The organism is Dokdonella sp., from assembly GCF_036518555.1.
Taxonomy (GTDB): domain Bacteria; phylum Pseudomonadota; class Gammaproteobacteria; order Xanthomonadales; family Rhodanobacteraceae; genus Dokdonella_A.
On sequence record NZ_DATDMY010000338.1, the window covers coordinates 19,462 to 35,802 of the forward strand.

Sequence of the window (16,341 nt, forward strand, 5' to 3'; positions counted from 1 at the left end):
CGGTATCGGCAGCAGTGGCGATCGCGCGATCATACGGAGCGCTCGCGCACGACGCGACCGTGGCTCATGCTGGGCGCGGGAGGAACCGCCTTGACGCTGATCGAAAGCCTGCGCCGGATTCCGCCGGCCGTGGCGCTGCAGATCCTGCTCGCGCATGCCGTGCTGCTCGTCGCGAGCCTGAGCGGTGGCTTGCCGTATGTCGCGATGCAGGGGCTGCTCGCGCTCGAGCTCGTGCTGTTGAATCTCGCAACAGTGCCGTTCTACCCGCAGCGCGGCCTGCTTACGCACCTGTTCGACCTCGTCAAGCTGTGTGCGCTGCTCGCGTTCCTGCTGCTGTTCGTGTGCATCTCGTATGCGATCGCCGCGGGCGGCGAGCATGCCGACCCGATCGCGGCGACACGCGATCGCCTGCAGGGACTGCATCCTTCGGCCATGGCGTGGGCAGTGGGATACATCGTGGTCTCCCTGTCGCTGTCGTTGCTGCAGGCGCTGCGCTCGCCCGATCCGCGCCTCGCATGGATGAACGACAGGCTTGCCGCAGGCGGCTCGACCTTCGTCGCGATGCTGCTCATGGTGTTCGTCGGCTTCTTCTGTGCGCGCCCGATCGCGGCGGCGCTCGAAGTCGTCGGCGCGCGCGCCGACCCGGACGTGCTGCTGATATCGCTGATGGTCGGCGTGCGCTTCTTCACTGCGCTGGTCGGCGCGACGATCACGCGGGCCGAAGTCGAGGCGATGGCGCGCAACCCCTACGTAGACGGCCCCGGCTGAGCCGCCTGCACGAGCGACGGCTGGGTCGGTGGCACGGCGGAGCGGCGCGGGAAATAGCCTCCCGGAGCGCCTCGTCGCCGGAGGCCCCCATTGCGGGATTGCGCCGGCTGCTCCAGCCGCTCCAGCCGCGTGGTTCGCCATTCCCGGCCGGCGGCGGCGCTGCGCCGCGGGATCCGCACCGTCGGTGCGCAACCGATGTCACATCGTTCCTGACAGACTGGGTCCAACCCGAAACGAGAGCAAGACATGGTTGCCGTCCCAGCACGTGCCGAGCGTTCCGTCGATTGGCTGCAGGTATTCCTCGGCGGCGTGCTGATCGCCGCCGGCGACGCCGCATTCGCAACGACCGTCTGGTTCAGCTGGGACGCGAACGGATTCACCAAGGTGTTCCAGTCCATCGCGGTCGGCGTCCTCGGCAAGGCGAGCTACGACGGCGGCGTGCCGGCTGCGCTCCTCGGTGCCGCGCTGCACCTGTTCATGGCGACGACGTTCGTGGCGATCTACACGCTCGTCGCACGGCGCGTGCCCGGGTTGCTGCGCGGCATCGCCGCGAAGGGACCGCTGTACGGCATCGTGCTTTACGTTGGCATGAACTTCGTCGTGATGCCGCTGTCGCGCGTGGGGCGTTCGCCGTCGTTCACGCATCCGGATTGGATCGCGATGAGCGTCGTCGCCCACATGGTGTTCGGCACGATCTGCGTGCTGTTCGCACGGCGTGCGCTCGGTCGCGACGCTTGAGGAGGCGTGCGCCGGGCGATCGCCGCCGGATCGACCGACGGCGACCGGATTGCCTCGTTCACGGGGTGCGGATCATTCGTCCTGTGCCCGCTGCGGCTTCTTCGAGTCCGGGTTCTGGCTCGAGCGGTTCTGCTGCGAATCCTTCGCCTGCGAATGACGCTGCTTGTCGTCCTGCTGCCCCGGCATCTTCTGCTGGCCGGACTGCGTATTGGACGGATTCTGCGGAGCGTGTTGCTGGCCCATGACATCTCTCCTGCTTCAGGGGACGTCGGCCCGATCGGCCGACGGCAGTCGAACTGCACGTCCTATCTTCCGCGGCGGCGTCCGACTCGCGCATGAACCCCGCGCGCACGTTCACGTTCGCGTGAAGTTCGCGTTGCCTGCGCGTGAAGGCGATGTCGATTCGCGCGCCTGCCGTTCGTCGCACCTGCATGGACGGCCGGTTTCGCCGGCCGACGACTCACCGCCACCGAGGAATCGCCCATGCTCAGCAGTACGATCCGACCGATACTCCTGCTTGCCGCCATGACGGCGACCGGCGCCGCGGCCGCGGCACCGGTCGGTTACACGCTCGACCCCGCGCACACCTTCCCGAGTTTCGAAGCCGACCACATGGGCATTTCCTACTGGCGCGGCAAGCTCGACTCGAGTTCGGGCAAGGTCGTGCTCGACCGCGATGCGAACAGCGGCACGGTCGAGGTCACGATCGACCTCGCGAGCATCGACTTCGGCTTCGACAAGCTCGACGAATGGGCGCGCGGCAAGGAATTCTTCGACACGGCGAAGTATCCGAAGGCGACGTACACGGGTCGGCTCGCGCGTTTCGTGGACGGCGCACCGACCGAAGTCGTCGGCACGCTCGACCTGCACGGCGCGCGCAAACCGCTCACGCTCGCGATCGGTCGCTTCAAGTGCATTCCGCATCCGATCTACAAGCGCGAGCTGTGCGGGGCGGATGCGAGCGGTTCGTTCGACCGCTCGGCGTTCGGCCTCGACGCGGGCAAGGACTACGGCTTCGACATGAAGGTCGCGCTGCGCATCCAGGTCGAAGCCTTGCGCGACGAGTGACGCGACCGCGGGGTCGCCGCGTCGCCGCCGGGGCGAGCGAAGGATCGCTCGCGCCCGCACGCGCGAGCCGCGCAGATCATCACGCGTTCATCGCGGTCGCGCCGCGTCGATCCAGCCAGCGAAGCCCCGCACGAAATCGCCGAGCTGCTTGCGGATCGCCTCGTCGCGGATCGCGCCCGACTCGTCGAACACCTGGGTCGCGCGCGACACGAGCAGTGTGCCGCCGGACCAGTAGCGCGCGCCGACTTTGCGCAACACCGGCAACCATGCGGCCTGCGAGAGGATCGTGCCGAAACCGCCCTGCGACGCGCCGATCAGCGCGAACGGACGGTCGCCGAATACGCGCGGAATGTCGGCCGCCGGACGCGACAGCCAGTCGATCGCGTTCTTGAACACGCCGGGGATGCCGCTGTTGTACTCGGGGGTCACGAGCAGCACGCCGTCGCTCGCGGCGACGCGCTCCTTGAGCTGCGCGACCGCGGCCGGCAGACCCTCGCGCTGTTCCACGTCGCCGTCGTAGAGCGGGATCCCGTGCAATGTCGCCGCATCCACCTCGATGTCGGGCCCCGCCACGGCCTGTGCGGCACGCAACAGGGCGGTGTTGTACGAGCCGGCGCGCAGGCTCCCTGAAATGCCGAGGATCCTCGTCATGCGGACTCCCTGGTGTGACGTCGAGGCTTCGATCACGCGAGCATACGCGAGGCGCCATCGCGCAGCACCGTGCGCAGCCGCATCAGGCAGCGCTCGCGCGCCGCCGGCGTCGCGACAGCGAGCGCGCCGGGCAGGGGAGATCCTCGGCCCGTGCGCCGATGCCCGCGACCGCTCAACCGTTGATCGCGGCCATGCCGGCAGCCGGATAACGCGTGCCCGCGACCGAGTGGCGCGCGAGCGTGTCGTCGATGGTCCGCAGCTCCGCCGGGTCGAGACGGATGCGTGCCGCGGCGGCATTCTCGTCGAGCCGCGCGACGCGCCGCGTGCCCGGTATCGGCACGATGTCCTCGCCGCGATGGAGCAGCCACGCGAGCGCGAGTTGCGCCGGCGTGCAGCCTCGCGCGTCGGCGAGGTGCGTGACGGTCGCCACGAGGGCGAGGTTCTGCGCGAGGTTCGCATCCTGGAAGCGTGGGTTCTGGCGGCGCCAGTCATTCGCGGCGAGCGTGCCGGTGTCGGTGATCGCGCCGGTGAGGAATCCGCGGCCGAGCGGGCTGTACGGCACGAGGCCGATGCCGAGTTCGCGGCAGGCCGGCAGGATCTCGGCCTCGACATCGCGCGTCCACAGCGAGTATTCGCTCTGCAGCGCCGCGATCGGGTGCACGGCGGCCGCGCGCTGGATCGTCGCCGCGGACGCCTCGGAGAGTCCGAGATGACGCACCTTGCCGGCTTCGACGAGGCGCGCCATCGCGCCGACCGTGTCCTCGATCGGCACACTGCGATCGACGCGGTGCTGGTAGTAGAGGTCGATGTGGTCGACGCCGAGGCGCTTGAGGCTGGCGTCGCAGGCGGCCGCGACATACTCGGGCCGGCCGTCGATGCCGAGGAAGTCGCCGTTCGGCGCGCGCACGTTGCCGAATTTCGTCGCGAGCACGATCTCGTCGCGGCGCCGGCGCAGCACGTGCGCCAGCAGTTCCTCGTTGCGGCCGACGCCGTACATGTCGGCGGTGTCGAAGAAGTTCACGCCGATGTCGAGCGCATGGTCGAGCACGGCGAGATTGGTCGCCTCGTCGCTCGGGCCGTAGAAGTCGGACATGCCCATGCAGCCGAGACCGATCGCGGAAACGACGAGGCCCTGGCGGCCGAGGGTGCGGCGTGGAAAATCGAACGTGTTCATGGGCGCTCCGCGCAGAAATTGGGTCGGTGCATACCCTAATGCGAGGGCACGCCGTGCGCGTGCCGGATGCTCGCCGATTCTTGCCTGATCGTCCACGGTGCGGTGGCCTCGCGCGCGCGCGGGTTCGCCGGCGGCATAATCGACGCCCAGTCCTTCCTTGCGGATGTCCGATGAACGACAAGCCATCCAGCGTCGTCGAGGCGCTGTCGGGGATCGAGGCGCAGCAGGCCGAACTTGCGCACCGGATTGCCCGAAACGCGGGCGGCGACGGCGTGCGCGACACCGCGATCGCGGGCCTGAGCCTGATCCGCGCGAGTTCGCCGTCGCAGCCGATTCCGTGCGTCTACCACCCGAGCCTGTGCGTCGTGGTCCAGGGGCGCAAGCGCGCGCTGCTCGGCGACGAGATCTACGTGTACGACCCGCTGAACTACCTCGTCGTCTCGATGTCGATCCCGCTCGTGAGCCAGATCATCGAGGCGACGCCCGCGCAACCGTACCTGTGCCTGCGCATCGATGTCGAGCCCAAGCTCGTCAACGAGCTGCTCGTGCAGCTCGGCCCTGCCGCACCCTCGCGTGCGGACGACGAACGCGCGCTGTTCCTCGCGCGCACGAGCGCGCCGTTGCTCGACGCCGTGCTGCGCCTCGTGCGCCTGCTCGATGCGCCGGCGGAGGCGGCCGTGCTCGCGCCGCTCGCTTTGCGCGAGATTCACTACCGCGTGCTGGTCGGCGAACTCGGCCAGCGCCTGCGCAGGCTGTGCGAGATCGACGGGCCGTCGCAGCGCGTAGCGCGCGCGATCGAGCTGCTCAAGGCACGCTACAGCGAACCGCTGCGGATCGAGGAACTCGCCGCGGCAGCGCACATGAGCGCGTCGTCGCTGCACCAGCGGTTCCGCGCCGCGACGGCGACGACACCGCTGCAATACCAGAAGCAGCTGCGCCTGCAGGAAGCGCGCCGGCTCATGCTCGTCGAAGGGCTCGAGGCGGCCGCCGCGGCCCATCGCGTCGGCTACGAGAGCCCGTCGCAGTTCAGTCGCGAGTACCGGCGCCTGTTCGGAGCGCCGCCGCGGCGCGAGGTCGCGGCGAAGCGGGTCGGCGGCGAATATTGAGTGCAGGACCGCCCGTCGGCGGCGGAACGCACTTCGCGCGTACGGCCTTTCCTGATCGAAGCGGCACGGGCGCGTGCCCGTGGCGGCGCGCGCGTGCGCGCACGGGCGTTCGCCACTGCGCATGGCCACCGGCTATGCTTCGCATTCGCGCGCGTCGCGGAGATGGCGCGCGCCGGCATGACCTGCGAGGTGAACCCGATGACCGATGCGCTGCCCGATCGCCTGTGCGTGAATCCGAAAAGTCCCCATTACGACGAAGGGCTGCTCACCCGCGGCATCGGCATCCGCTTCAACGGCAAGCAGCGCATGGACGTCGAGGAATACTGCGTCAGCGAAGGCTGGATCCGCGTCGCCGCGGGGCGCGCACGCGACCGCCACGGCAATCCGATGACGATCAAGCTCAAGGGCGAGGTCGAGCCGTTCTTCCTCGATGCCATGGAGGCGCCGTGAAGTTCCTCATGCTCGTCTACACCGACGATTCCATCCTGCAGGAACTCCCGGAGGGGGAGTTCGACCGCCTCATGCACGGCTGCATCACGCACGCCGACGAGCTCAAGGGCGAGGGCAAGCTGATCGAATCGCAACAGCTCGAGGCTGCGAACACGGCGAAGTCGCTGCGCGTGCGCAACGGCCGCGCGAGCGTCGTCGACGGGCCGTTCGCCGAAACCAAGGAAATCCTCGGCGGCTTCAACCTCATCGAGGCGGCCGACATCGACGAGGCCGTGCGCATCGCGATGGAGTTCCCGTGGGCACGCTTCGGCTGCATCGAGCTGCGGCCGGTGCGCGATTTCGAGCAGGTGCGCGCGCGCGTCGGCGCCTGAGCGCGATCGGGCAGGCGACGGCGCTGCGATGCGTCGTCGCGCGCCGTCTGCAATCACACGGTCAGGCGCATCCCCGGTTCCGACAGGCTCACGTCGACGCCGTAGCGACGTCGCAGTTCGCCGGCGAGCATCTCGCGCGCGGGATCTTCGCCGTGCACGAGCACGACCGGAGGCCTCGCGGCGCCCGCGCCGTACCAGTCCAGCAGGCCCTTCTGGTCGGCGTGCGCGGACAGGCCGCCGACCGTATGGATGCGCGCGCGCACCGGAATCTCGTCGCCGAACAGGCGCACCCGCTCGACACCGTCGACGAGCAGGCGACCGAGCGTGCCGCGTGCCTGGTAGCCGACGAAGATCACGTGCGTGGCGCGTTGCGCGAGATTGTTCGCGAGGTGATGACGCACGCGGCCGCCGTTCGCCATGCCGGACCCCGCGACGATGATCGCGCCGCCGTGCAGGCGGTTGATCGCCTTGCTGTCGTCGACCTTCTCGGCGACATGCAGGTTCGGCAATGCGAACGGCTGGATGCGCCCTCGCCACACACGCGCGGCCTCGGAATCGAACAGCGGCTCGTTGCGACCGTACACGGCCATCACCTTCGCCGCCATCGGACTGTCGAGGAAGATGCGCCAGCGCGACAGGTTCCAGTCCTCGTAATGCGCGGCGAACCAGTAGAGCAGTTCCTGGCTGCGCCCGACCGCGAACGCGGGGATGACGACGTTGCCACCGTCGTCGTGCGCTTCGGCGAAGATGCGCCCGAGCTCGGCCACGGTTGCGAGGCGATCCCTGTGGTTGCGGTCGCCATAGGTCGATTCCATCAGCAGCAGGTCCGCCCGCGGCGGCGGCGCGGGGTCGCGCAGGATCGGCGTGCCCTTCATGCCCACGTCGCCGGAAAACACGAGCGTGCGCGGCGATGCGCCTTCCTCGGTCAGCTCGACGATGCAGGAGCCGAGAATGTGGCCGGCGTCGTGCAGTCGCACGGTGACGCCGGGCAGGATCGCGTGCGGCTCGTCGTACGGCAGCGGACGCAGGCGCTTGCGCGTCTCTTCGACGTCCTCGCGCGTATAGATCGGCTCGATCTCGGGCTCGCCGTCGCCGCGTTCGCGGTTCGCGCGCTCGGCGCTCTGTTCCGCGAGGGAGGCCGCATCGAGCAGCATGATCGGCAGCAGGTCGCAGGTCGCCTTGTGCGCCCAGATCGGGCCGCGGAAGCCGCGCTTGACGAGCAGCGGAACACGCCCGATATGGTCGATATGGGCGTGACTGAGCACGAGCGCATCGATCGAGGCGGTATCGAAGGGAAACGGGGCGAGGTTGCGCGCCTCTGCTTCGCGGCTGCCCTGGATCATGCCGCAGTCGAGCAGCACGCGACGGCCTGCGACGTCGACGAGGTGGCACGAACCGGTGACTTCGCCACCTGCGGCACCGTTGAACTGGACCTGCATACCCGGCTCCGTCGTCGTGGTCGCGTCGCGACAGTAGCAGCACGGGCGAACCGCGCGCCAGCGGGCGGCGCCTCGCCCGCTGGAGCGATCGCCGGTCGTGCTCGAGCGACGGCGGCATGGCCGTGAACGACGATCCGCGGCCGCAGCGGCCGCCCGAACCCGACCCTGCCGACTGTTGCGGCGGCGGTTGCGTGCGTTGCATCTACGACGTTCACGAGGACGCGCTCGAGCGCTACGAGCGCGCACTCGCCGAATGGCGCCAGCGCCATCCCTCGGACGACCGCGGCTGAGCCTCGCCGCGGCGAGCCCTGCACGGTTCGCCCTGGGCAAGCCCGCAGGCCGAGGAGACGCTCGCGCGGCGCTTCGACGCCACGGCTTTCGGGCTGCGCCCGGCGAATGAATGCCGGCGGCACGGCGCGGGCGGCGCGACGTCACCCGCGCCGCGATCGCGCCGAGGCGTACGGTGCGTCGGCTGCGGAACCGCTTCCGGCGCAAAGCGCAAGGGTGTGTAAAGTCATGGATCGTGCGGGCGCGACCTTTGCTAGGATCGAAGGGTTATCCGTACGGAGTTCCCCATGAAGAAGACCCTCGCGATCGCGATCGCGCTCGCCCTGCCGGTGCTCGCGGCTGCCGTCGACTCGCCGAAGTTCGATCCCAAGCGCTTGTCGGACGAGGTCAAGGTGCTGTCCTCGGACGCGTTCGAAGGGCGTGGCCCGGCGACGGCGGGCGAGACGAAGACCGTGGACTACGTCGTGGAGCAGATGAAGGCCGCTGGCCTGCAGCCTGGCGGTGACCTCAAGGACGGCCAGCGTGCCTGGACCCAGGCCGTGCCGCTGCTGCGCGCGGAGATCAGCGGCGAGCCGAAGCTGTCGGTCAACCATGCCGGCAAGGCGCAGGCGCTCACGCAGGGCGCCGAGATCGCGGTGCGCGCGCCGCTCAACGGCGCCAAGTCGGTGTCGATCAAGGACGCGCCGCTCGTGTTCGCGGGCTACGGCGTGACGGCGCCCGAACGCAACTGGGACGACTTCAAGGGCCTCGACCTCAAGGGCAAGGTCGCGATCGTGCTCGTCAACGACCCCGACTTCGAGACCGGCAAGGGCGACTTCGGCGGCAAGGCGATGACGTATTACGGCCGCTGGACCTACAAGTACGAGGAAGCCGCGCGCCGTGGCGCCGCGGGCCTCCTCATCGTGCACGAAACCGATCCCGCCTCGTACGGCTGGGCGACCGTCAAGAACTCGAACACGAACACGATGTTCGACATCGTGCGCGACCATCCCGAGACCGAGCACGTGCCGGTCGAAGGCTGGATCACGCGCGAGTTCGCGGTCGACCTGTTCAAGCGCAGCGGCCTCGACTTCGCCGCGCTGAAGAAGCAGGCGCAGACGCGCGCATTCAAGCCGGTCGTGCTCGAGGGTTCGACGTTCTCGGCCGACTACGCGGTCGACAGCAAGGTCATCACCTCGCAGAACATCGTCGGCCGCGTCGACGGCACCACGCGCCCCGACGAAACGGTCATCTACAGCGCGCACTGGGATCACCTGGGTGTCGGCGAGCCCGATGCGAAGGGCGATCGCATCTACAACGGCGCGGTCGACAACGCCACCGGCACCGCGGCGCTCATCGAGATGGGCCGCGCGTTCGCGAACGGGCCGAAGCCGCAGCGTTCGATCGTGTTCCTCAACGTCACTGCGGAGGAGAAGGGCCTGCTCGGCTCCGAGTACTACGCGGCGAAACCGTTGTACCCGCTCGCGAAGACCGTCGCGGTCATCAATACCGACGCGCTCGATCCCGCCGGCGTCGCGCGCAACTTCTCGACCTCGGGCAGCGCCAAGTCGGACCTCCTCGACGAACTGGTCAAGGACGCGAAGGGCTTCGGCCTCGCCTACGCGGAAGACCCGCATCCGGAAGCGGGCCATTTCTTCCGCTCCGATCACTTCCCGTTCTCCAAGCGCGGAGTGCCGGCGCTGTCGTACGAATCGGGCAACGATCTCGTCGTCGGCGGCACCGAAGCCGGCGAGGCATCCGGCAAGGACTACGTCGAGAACCGCTATCACCAGCCGGCCGACGAATGGCAGGCGACGTGGACGTTCGCGGGCATGACGCACGACCTGCCGCTGCTCTACAAGCTCGGCAGCGATCTCGCCAACTCGACGCGCTGGCCGAACTGGGCGCAGGATTCGGAGTTCCGCGCCACGCGCGACGCGACGGCGGCTGAGCGCAAGTAGGCTTCGAGACGCACCAGCGATGCATCAACGACGGCCGCCGCGAGGCGGCCGTCTTATGTGCTGGACGCACCGTCGGCATCCCCCAGAAAAGCAGAAGGGCCGCACGAGGCGGCCCGCTTTGGCGCGCGGCGGGAATGATTCGCGCCATCCCTGGCGCTCACCCTCGCGCGGTGCGCGAGGGCCATCGCCTGTGGCGATGTTCGCGCAGGCTCCTGCCTGCGCAGTGAGCCCGCGGCGCGCTGCGCGCGCGCTAGGGGTCGCATCCACGTCGGCATCCCCCAAAAAAAGCAGAAGGGCCGCACGAGGCGGCCCTTCTGCTTTTTTTGGTGGAGGCGGCGGGAATTGAACCCGCGTCCGAAGGCGCTCCGCGCCCGGCGCTACATGCTTGTCACGCTGTTTGATCTCGTCCGACGGCAACACAACGTGCGAGGCGCACCGCCGGACCAGCCTCTTGGATTTAGCCCGTAACCGAAAGGCGCCGGCACGGGCGATCCTGTGATAGTGACCCTACATCCACGAGCACAGGCACAAGTGGGTTCGGGGCTAGGCCTTAAGCGGCCAGAGCGTAGACGTCGTCGTTCGCGTCTAGTTTTTTGCCATCGGATTAACGAGGAAGATGACGCCCTCGGCATGCTCCAGACTACTTCGCGTCCCCCGTCGAAACCATGTCGCCCCCGGGGAACATGCATGGTGGCGGTGCGGCGCCGGGAAATCAAGTCGAGCTGCTAGGATGCGCGGTTTCCGTTCATCGAATCCGCCTCCATGGGCAACATCGTCTGGCTCGCGTCGTACCCGAAATCCGGCAATACCTGGGTGCGCGCGTTCCTCGCCAACCTCGTCGCGAACCGACCCGATCCGGTGCCGCTGAACGAGCTTTCGCGTTACGCCGAGGACGAGGCGAACCCGGACCTCTTTTCCGCACTCGCGGGCAAGCCGAGCGCGGATCTCGACATCGCCGAGATCGCCGCACTGCGGCCGCGGGTGCACGCGGCGATCGCGCAACGCGCACAGGGCACGCGCTTCGTCAAGACGCACAACATGGCCGGCAGCTTCGACGGCCATCCGCTGCACAACTGGCAGGTGAGCGCGGGCGCCATCGTGGTCGTGCGCAACCCGCTCGACGTCGCGGTCAGCATGACCCACCACTTCGGCATCGGCCTCGACGAAGCGATCGAACGGCTCGCCGATCCGAACGTCGCGACCGGCAACGACGCGCTGTTCGTGAGCCAGATCCTCGGCTCGTGGTCGCTGCATGTGCAGGGCTGGGCCGACATGGCCAGCGAGCGCGTGCTCGTGCTGCGCTACGAGGACCTGCTCGAGAAGCCGGCGAAGGCATTCGCGAAGGTCGCGAAGCTCGTCGGCCTCGGCCAGGACCGCGCACGGATCGACCGCGCGATCCGTCATGCGGGCTTCCAGAGCCTCGCCTCGTTGGAGAAGAAGCACGGCTTCATCGAAGCGTCCGACAAGGGCGCGCGCTTCTTCCGCAAGGGTCGCGTCAACGAATGGCGCGAGGCACTGGGCCGCGAGCAGGTGCAGCGCGTCATCGGTGCGCACCGCGAGCAGATGCAGCGGTTCGGCTACGTGCCGGCGGGGTACGCGTAGGCGTCGCGGACGGTCCGGGGGCAGTGCGCCGCTTGCTTGACCAAGGCGGGCAGGGCCCCTATACGAGGGGCACGACCCACCATCGGTCGGCCAAGGCCGACCCTACGCTTGCTTGTTCTTCGCGCGCATGACGCGCTGCTTCTCGCGGTTCCAGTCGCGTTCCTTCTCGGTGTCGCGCTTGTCGTGCTCCTGCTTGCCGCGCGCGAGGCCGAGGTCGAGTTTGGCGCGGTTGTTCTTCCAGTACATCGCGAGCGGGATCAAGGTGTAGCCCTTGCGTTCGATCGCGCCGACGAGCTTGTCGATCTCCTCGCGATGCAGCAGCAGCTTGCGCGTGCGCCGGTCCTCCGGCACGACGTGCGTCGACGCGGAGATCAGCGGCACGATCGACGCGCCGAACAGGAAGATCTCGCCGCCCTTGACGATCGCGTAGGCGTCGCCGAGGTTGGCACGACCCGCGCGCAGGCTCTTGACCTCCCAGCCCTGCAGTGCGATGCCGGCCTCGAAGTGCTCGTCGATGTGGTACTCGTGGCGTGCGCGCTTGTTCAGCGCGATCGTCGAGTCGCCCTTCTTGTCGCTGGATTTGGTCTTTGCCATGCGGGTTGTGTATTTTGCGTTCCTTCCTGGACGCGAGAATGGAGCGGCCCTCCTGGCCGGACTCTTGAAGAAGGCATGATCGAGATTCGCCGCCACGCCCTGATTCGACAGACGCCCGAACGGATGTTCGATCTCGTCAACGACGTCGAAGCATACCCGAGCCGCTTCCCCTGGTGCGCCGGCGCCCGCGTGCTGGAGCGTGACGGCGATGCCGCGCTCGTCGCGCGCCTCGAGCTGCGCTTCGCCGGCATCACGCAGGGATTCACCACGCGCAACACGCTCGAGCGACCGCATCGCCTGCGCATGCAACTCGTCGACGGGCCGCTGCGCGCGCTCGAAGGCGAGTGGACCTTCGCCGCGCTCGGCGACGAGGGGTGCAAGATCGCGCTCGCGCTCGATTTCGACTATTCGGGCCGTCTCACCGGCAGCGCGTTGCGACTCGGCTTCCAGGGGCTCGCCAGCCGCATGGTCGACGACTTCTGCGCGGCGGCGATGAAATCCCATGCCTGAGCGCATCACGATCGAAGTCGCGTACGCCGAGCCGTCGCGACAGTTCCTGCGCCGACTCGAACTCGAGGCGGGCGCGACGATCGCCGATGCGATCGAGGCGTCCGGCGTCGGCGCGGCCTGCGCTATCGATCCCGCGGCGCTCGCGAGCGGCATCTGGTCGAAGCCGGCACCGCGCGCGGCCGTGCTCGCCGACGGCGATCGCGTCGAACTCTATCGCCCGTTGAAGGCCGATCCCAAGGAAGCGCGCCGGCGTCGGGCCGAGAGCGCCCGCGTGACGAGGCGTTGAACCGGGCTCAGCCCTGTCCCTGGTCGCCGCCGCGACGCTTCTTCTTGCGGTCCTCGTCCGAGCGCTTCTCGTCCGGGTACTCGCGCTTGTACTTGCGCGCGTCGCGGATGAGCTGGTCCGGATCCTCCGGGAAATAGTCGCCGTCGATCTTCGCGAGCTGGTCGTTCTCGAAGTAGAGCGTGAGGTCCTTGGTCGCCATCTTGTTGCGACCGCGGCGGATCGTCGAGACGTAGTCCCAGCGATCCTGGTCGAACGGGCTGATCACCGACGGCGAGCCCATCACGAGCAGCACCTGGCGCTTGCTCATGCCGGGCTTGAGCGACTCGACGGTCGCCTTGTCGAACAGGTTGCCCTGCTGGGCGTCGACCTTGTAGATGAGGCCGCAGCCGGACAGCGGAGCGAGGGCGAGCAGGGCAAGCCAGCGAAGACGCATGCGCGGTGAATCCGGAAGCCGTTAAAGGGCCGATGATACACTAGCGGCCTGAATCGCAAGGGCCATCGACAGGGACGGGCACCGGAGGCATGAACATGGAATCGACCGAACTGCGCAAGGCAGGCCTCAAGGTCACCCATCCGCGCATGCGGATCCTCGAGATCCTCGACAGCCACGACGGCCGGCACTTCACCGCCGAGGACATCTATCGGCAGCTGCTCGAACACCACGACGACATCGGCCTCGCGACCGTCTACCGCGTCCTGACCCAGTTCGAGGCCGCGGGGATGGTGCTCAAGCACAACTTCGAGGGCGGCCAGGCCGTCTACGAACTCGACCGCGGCAAGCACCACGACCACATGGTCGACATCGAATCCGGCAAGGTGATCGAGTTCACCAGCGAAGAGATCGAACGCCTGCAGCACGAGATCGCCGCGCGCCACGGCTACGCGATCGAGGACCACAGCCTCGTCCTCTACGTGCGGCCGCTCAAGAAGCGGTAGGCGGCTTCAGCCGCAATGCTGGTTGGCCTCCGGCCACACCGCGTCCCGAATCGCGGGCGTCCGGCGCGATTCCCGCGCGGAGGGATTCCGGCGGGCGTAGCGGGCAGTGTGGGGCGGACCGCACGCGAACGCAGCGCGCGATAGGCCCTCGCCCCTGGGTGAGCGACGGATGCGCGATGGGGCGGTATTGACGGTTCGGGTTGATCGCCGATGCCGGTGTCAGAGGTAGCGGGCGGACATCGCCGCTGAAGCCGGCCCTATGACCGGTACGCTCGCTGTCGAGCGGCTTGAGCACGATCGGTGCTCAGGCGCACCCGCGACGCGGCGTCAGCCGCGTTTCCCGAGCATCTGCTTCGCATGCGCGAGCGTCTCGCGCGTGATCTCGATGCCGCCGAGCATGCGCGCGACTTCTTCCTGGCGCGGCTTGCCGTCGAGCACGTCGATGCGCGTCTCGGTGGAGTCGCCGTCGCTCGACTTGCTCACGCGCAGGTGGCGGTCGCCCTGCGCGGCGACCTGCGGCAGGTGGGTCACGCACAGGACCTGCGCGCGGGTGCCGAGCGCGTGCAGCTTCTGGCCGACGACTTCGGCGATCGCGCCGCCGATGCCGGAGTCGACTTCGTCGAACACCATCGTGCCGATCGTGTCGCTGCCGAGCGCGGCGACCTCGATCGCGAGGCTGATGCGCGAAAGCTCGCCGCCCGATGCGACCTTGCGCAGCGCGCGCGGCGGCTGCCCGGGGTTTGCGCTGACGAGGAATTCGCAGCGCTCGGCGCCTTGCGGGTCGGGGTCGCCGCCGTCGCTCGCTTCGAGCTGGACCTCGAAGCGGCCGCCGCGCATGCCGAGTTCACCCATGAGCGCGGAGACCGCGTCCGACAAGGCCCTTGCGGTCGCCGTGCGTCGTTGGCCGAGCGCCTTCGCGGCCGCCTCCCACGCCTTGCGCTGGCGCTGCTCCTGCTCGCGCAACGTTGCGATGCTGGCGCCGGCGCCGCGCAGCGTTTCCAGTTCCTTGCGCAGGTCGTCCGCATGCGGCTTGAGGTCGGCCATGCGCACGCGGTGCTTGCGCGCGAGTTCGTGCAGCTTGCCCAGTTGCGCCTCGGCTTCGGCGAGGCTGTCGGGGTCGAGGTCGAGCGCGCTCTGGTAGCGCGCGAGCGCGTCGTTCGCTTCCGAGAGCTGGATCTGTGCGGCGTCGAGGAGTTCGCCGGCCGGCGCGAGGCGCTCGTCGAGCGCGGCCAGCGATGCGATTTCGTGCTGCGCGCGCGCGACGAGGCGCAGCAGCGCGAACTCGCCGTCGCCGTCGAGGCGTTCGACGAGCGCGGCGCAGCCCTGCAGCAGCTGGCCCGAATTGGCGAGGCGTCGGTGGCGCTCCTCGAGCGCCGCGAGGTCGTCGGCCGCGAGCGCGTGGCGATCGAGTTCCTCGACCTGGTGGCCGAGCCATTCGATCCGCTCGGCGTGATCCTCGCCGCGCGAGAGTTCGGCGATGCGCGCGCCCGTGTCGCGCCAGGCGCGCGCCGTGCGCGCGACCTCGGCCGCCTCGGCCTCGTGGGCGCCGAACGCATCGAGCAGGGCGAGCTGCTGGCTGCGGTCGAGCAGGGCCTGGTGTTCGTGCTGGCCGTGGATCTCGATGAGCTCCGCGGCGAGTGCCTTGAGCTGGGTCAGCGTGACGGGCCGGCCGTTGATCCATGCGCGCGAACTGCCCTCGCTGCGCACGACGCGGCGCAACTGGCAGGCGCCGTCCTCGTCGAGGTCCTCGGCGACGAGCCAGTCGCGCAGGTCGGCGCGACCGCCGAGGTCGAACGTCGCCGACAGCTCGGCACGCTCGCAGCCATGGCGCACCATCGACGCGTCGGCGCGGCCGCCCGCGAGCAGCAGCAATGCGTCGACGAGCAGCGACTTGCCGGCGCCGGTCTCGCCGGTGACGACGGTCATGCCGGGGCCGAATGCGATCTCGGCCTCGCCGACGATCGCGAAATCCTTCACGTAGAGACTTTCCAGCATGGGCGCGCGGGCTGTCCTCGAAACCGCCGAACGCTAGCATGCGCACATGCAGCGGCCAAGGCGACGACGCGATCCTCCGCGCGTGTCGTCGCACCGCGGGAGACGGACGTCGCTTCCGCCGCGTCGGCGCGGTGGAAATCCCCCATCCGCGCGCCCATGTCGGCAGGGCCGGGCGAGGCATCGTGTCCGTCCGGTGTCGCGAGGCCGGTGCACGCCGGGGCTCGCGCCAGCGGACGCCACCCGCGCCCGATTCACGGCGGCGTGTTGACCTCCCGCGCCGGGGTGCCGCTATTGATCGGCCCGGAGCCGCTTGTTAGCGTGCAACGACGACCGGCGCGGACGCGCCACCGGAACCCGATGAACAGTCCGTCCCAGCACCTCGACGCCCGCGCCCGCCAGCTGTTGCGCACCCTGATCGCGCGCTA

Annotated in this window: 19 protein-coding genes and 1 other RNA gene; 12 read left to right on the top strand and 8 right to left on the bottom strand. The window is 69.0% G+C overall.

The features are described 5' to 3' along the window. The first annotated feature begins 90 nt into the window (after nucleotides 1–90). Both VI238_RS18110 and VI238_RS18115 read left to right on the top strand, forming a co-directional pair. Nucleotides 91–768, top strand: a complete 678-nt coding sequence (locus VI238_RS18110) for a hypothetical protein (protein ID WP_331653867.1) — start codon at nucleotides 91–93, stop codon at nucleotides 766–768. Between the two features lie 246 nt (nucleotides 769–1,014). After that, nucleotides 1,015–1,506 carry a hypothetical protein gene (locus tag VI238_RS18115; protein WP_331653868.1) on the top strand — a complete coding sequence of 164 codons (492 nt, stop codon included), beginning with the start codon at nucleotides 1,015–1,017 and terminating at the stop codon, nucleotides 1,504–1,506. Nucleotides 1,507–1,578: 72 nt separating this feature from the next. On the opposite strand, the gene VI238_RS18120 is transcribed toward VI238_RS18115, so the two are convergent. Next, entirely contained in the window at nucleotides 1,579–1,749 is a 171-nt protein-coding gene (locus VI238_RS18120) for a hypothetical protein (RefSeq protein WP_331653869.1), read from the bottom strand. Between the two features lie 240 nt (nucleotides 1,750–1,989). Between VI238_RS18120 and VI238_RS18125 the strand changes: the two genes are divergently transcribed. Next, nucleotides 1,990–2,574: a YceI family protein gene (locus VI238_RS18125; RefSeq protein WP_331653870.1), complete on the top strand. Its 585-nt coding sequence runs from the start codon at nucleotides 1,990–1,992 to the stop codon at nucleotides 2,572–2,574. Between the two features lie 87 nt (nucleotides 2,575–2,661). On the opposite strand, the gene VI238_RS18130 is transcribed toward VI238_RS18125, so the two are convergent. Together VI238_RS18130 and VI238_RS18135 are read right to left on the bottom strand one after the other, a co-directional pair. Further along, nucleotides 2,662–3,225 (bottom strand): NAD(P)H-dependent oxidoreductase, encoded by a 564-nt coding sequence (locus tag VI238_RS18130; protein ID WP_331653871.1) that lies wholly within the window; start codon nucleotides 3,223–3,225, stop codon nucleotides 2,662–2,664. A 172-nt stretch (nucleotides 3,226–3,397) separates the two neighbouring features. Then, entirely contained in the window at nucleotides 3,398–4,399 is a 1,002-nt protein-coding gene (locus VI238_RS18135; RefSeq protein ID WP_331653872.1) for an aldo/keto reductase, read from the bottom strand. A gap of 170 nt (nucleotides 4,400–4,569) precedes the next feature. Here VI238_RS18135 and VI238_RS18140 point away from each other — a divergent pair, with 170 nt between their 5' ends. From VI238_RS18140 to VI238_RS18150, 3 genes are all read left to right on the top strand, one after another. Then, a complete protein-coding gene (locus VI238_RS18140; protein WP_331653873.1) occupies nucleotides 4,570–5,505 on the top strand; it encodes an AraC family transcriptional regulator in 936 nt (311 codons plus the stop codon). A 198-nt stretch (nucleotides 5,506–5,703) separates the two neighbouring features. Next, entirely contained in the window at nucleotides 5,704–5,955 is a 252-nt protein-coding gene (locus tag VI238_RS18145) for a DUF3297 family protein (protein WP_331653874.1), read from the top strand. Next, entirely contained in the window at nucleotides 5,952–6,326 is a 375-nt protein-coding gene (locus VI238_RS18150; RefSeq protein ID WP_331653875.1) for a YciI family protein, read from the top strand. The genes VI238_RS18145 and VI238_RS18150 overlap by 4 nt, the downstream gene beginning before the upstream one ends. A 53-nt stretch (nucleotides 6,327–6,379) precedes the next feature. Here the strand turns inward: VI238_RS18150 and VI238_RS18155 are convergent, their stop codons facing one another. Beyond that, nucleotides 6,380–7,765, bottom strand: coding sequence for an MBL fold metallo-hydrolase (locus VI238_RS18155; protein ID WP_331653876.1), 1,386 nt, complete (start codon nucleotides 7,763–7,765; stop codon nucleotides 6,380–6,382). 116 nt (nucleotides 7,766–7,881) lie between these two features. Here VI238_RS18155 and VI238_RS18160 point away from each other — a divergent pair, with 116 nt between their 5' ends. Continuing rightward, nucleotides 7,882–8,055, top strand: coding sequence for an oxidoreductase-like domain-containing protein (locus VI238_RS18160; protein ID WP_331653877.1), 174 nt, complete (start codon nucleotides 7,882–7,884; stop codon nucleotides 8,053–8,055). A gap of 285 nt (nucleotides 8,056–8,340) precedes the next feature. Continuing rightward, complete coding sequence (locus VI238_RS18165; protein ID WP_331653878.1) at nucleotides 8,341–9,993, top strand: M28 family metallopeptidase; 1,653 nt, start codon at nucleotides 8,341–8,343, stop codon at nucleotides 9,991–9,993. A gap of 324 nt (nucleotides 9,994–10,317) precedes the next feature. Here the strand turns inward: VI238_RS18165 and ssrA are convergent. Then, nucleotides 10,318–10,669: a transfer-messenger RNA gene (gene ssrA / locus VI238_RS18170) on the bottom strand. An 86-nt stretch (nucleotides 10,670–10,755) separates the two neighbouring features. On the opposite strand from ssrA, the gene VI238_RS18175 reads away from it, so the two are divergent. Continuing rightward, nucleotides 10,756–11,595, top strand: coding sequence for a sulfotransferase domain-containing protein (locus tag VI238_RS18175; protein ID WP_331653879.1), 840 nt, complete (start codon nucleotides 10,756–10,758; stop codon nucleotides 11,593–11,595). Between the two features lie 102 nt (nucleotides 11,596–11,697). Here the strand turns inward: VI238_RS18175 and smpB are convergent, their stop codons facing one another. Beyond that, the gene (smpB, locus tag VI238_RS18180; RefSeq protein ID WP_331653880.1) at nucleotides 11,698–12,189 is read right to left on the bottom strand and encodes an SsrA-binding protein SmpB; all 492 of its coding nucleotides are present in this window, start codon (nucleotides 12,187–12,189) and stop codon (nucleotides 11,698–11,700) included. A gap of 75 nt (nucleotides 12,190–12,264) precedes the next feature. On the opposite strand from smpB, the gene VI238_RS18185 reads away from it, so the two are divergent. After that, on the top strand, nucleotides 12,265–12,699 hold the full coding sequence (locus VI238_RS18185) for a type II toxin-antitoxin system RatA family toxin (RefSeq protein ID WP_331653881.1): 435 nt from the start codon (nucleotides 12,265–12,267) through the stop codon (nucleotides 12,697–12,699). Next, nucleotides 12,692–12,985: an RnfH family protein gene (locus VI238_RS18190; protein ID WP_331653882.1), complete on the top strand. Its 294-nt coding sequence runs from the start codon at nucleotides 12,692–12,694 to the stop codon at nucleotides 12,983–12,985. Before VI238_RS18185 ends, VI238_RS18190 begins: the two co-directional genes overlap by 8 nt. Nucleotides 12,986–12,992: 7 nt before the next feature. Here VI238_RS18190 and VI238_RS18195 read toward each other — a convergent pair whose 3' ends face one another. Next, nucleotides 12,993–13,418: an outer membrane protein assembly factor BamE gene (locus tag VI238_RS18195; protein ID WP_331653883.1), complete on the bottom strand. Its 426-nt coding sequence runs from the start codon at nucleotides 13,416–13,418 to the stop codon at nucleotides 12,993–12,995. A 95-nt stretch (nucleotides 13,419–13,513) separates the two neighbouring features. Here VI238_RS18195 and fur point away from each other — a divergent pair, with 95 nt between their 5' ends. Then, complete coding sequence (gene fur / locus VI238_RS18200; protein ID WP_331653884.1) at nucleotides 13,514–13,921, top strand: ferric iron uptake transcriptional regulator; 408 nt, start codon at nucleotides 13,514–13,516, stop codon at nucleotides 13,919–13,921. Nucleotides 13,922–14,248: 327 nt separating this feature from the next. On the opposite strand, the gene recN is transcribed toward fur, so the two are convergent. Continuing rightward, nucleotides 14,249–15,916, bottom strand: a complete 1,668-nt coding sequence (recN, locus tag VI238_RS18205) for a DNA repair protein RecN (protein WP_331653885.1) — start codon at nucleotides 15,914–15,916, stop codon at nucleotides 14,249–14,251. Nucleotides 15,917–16,341: the final 425 nt, after the last annotated feature.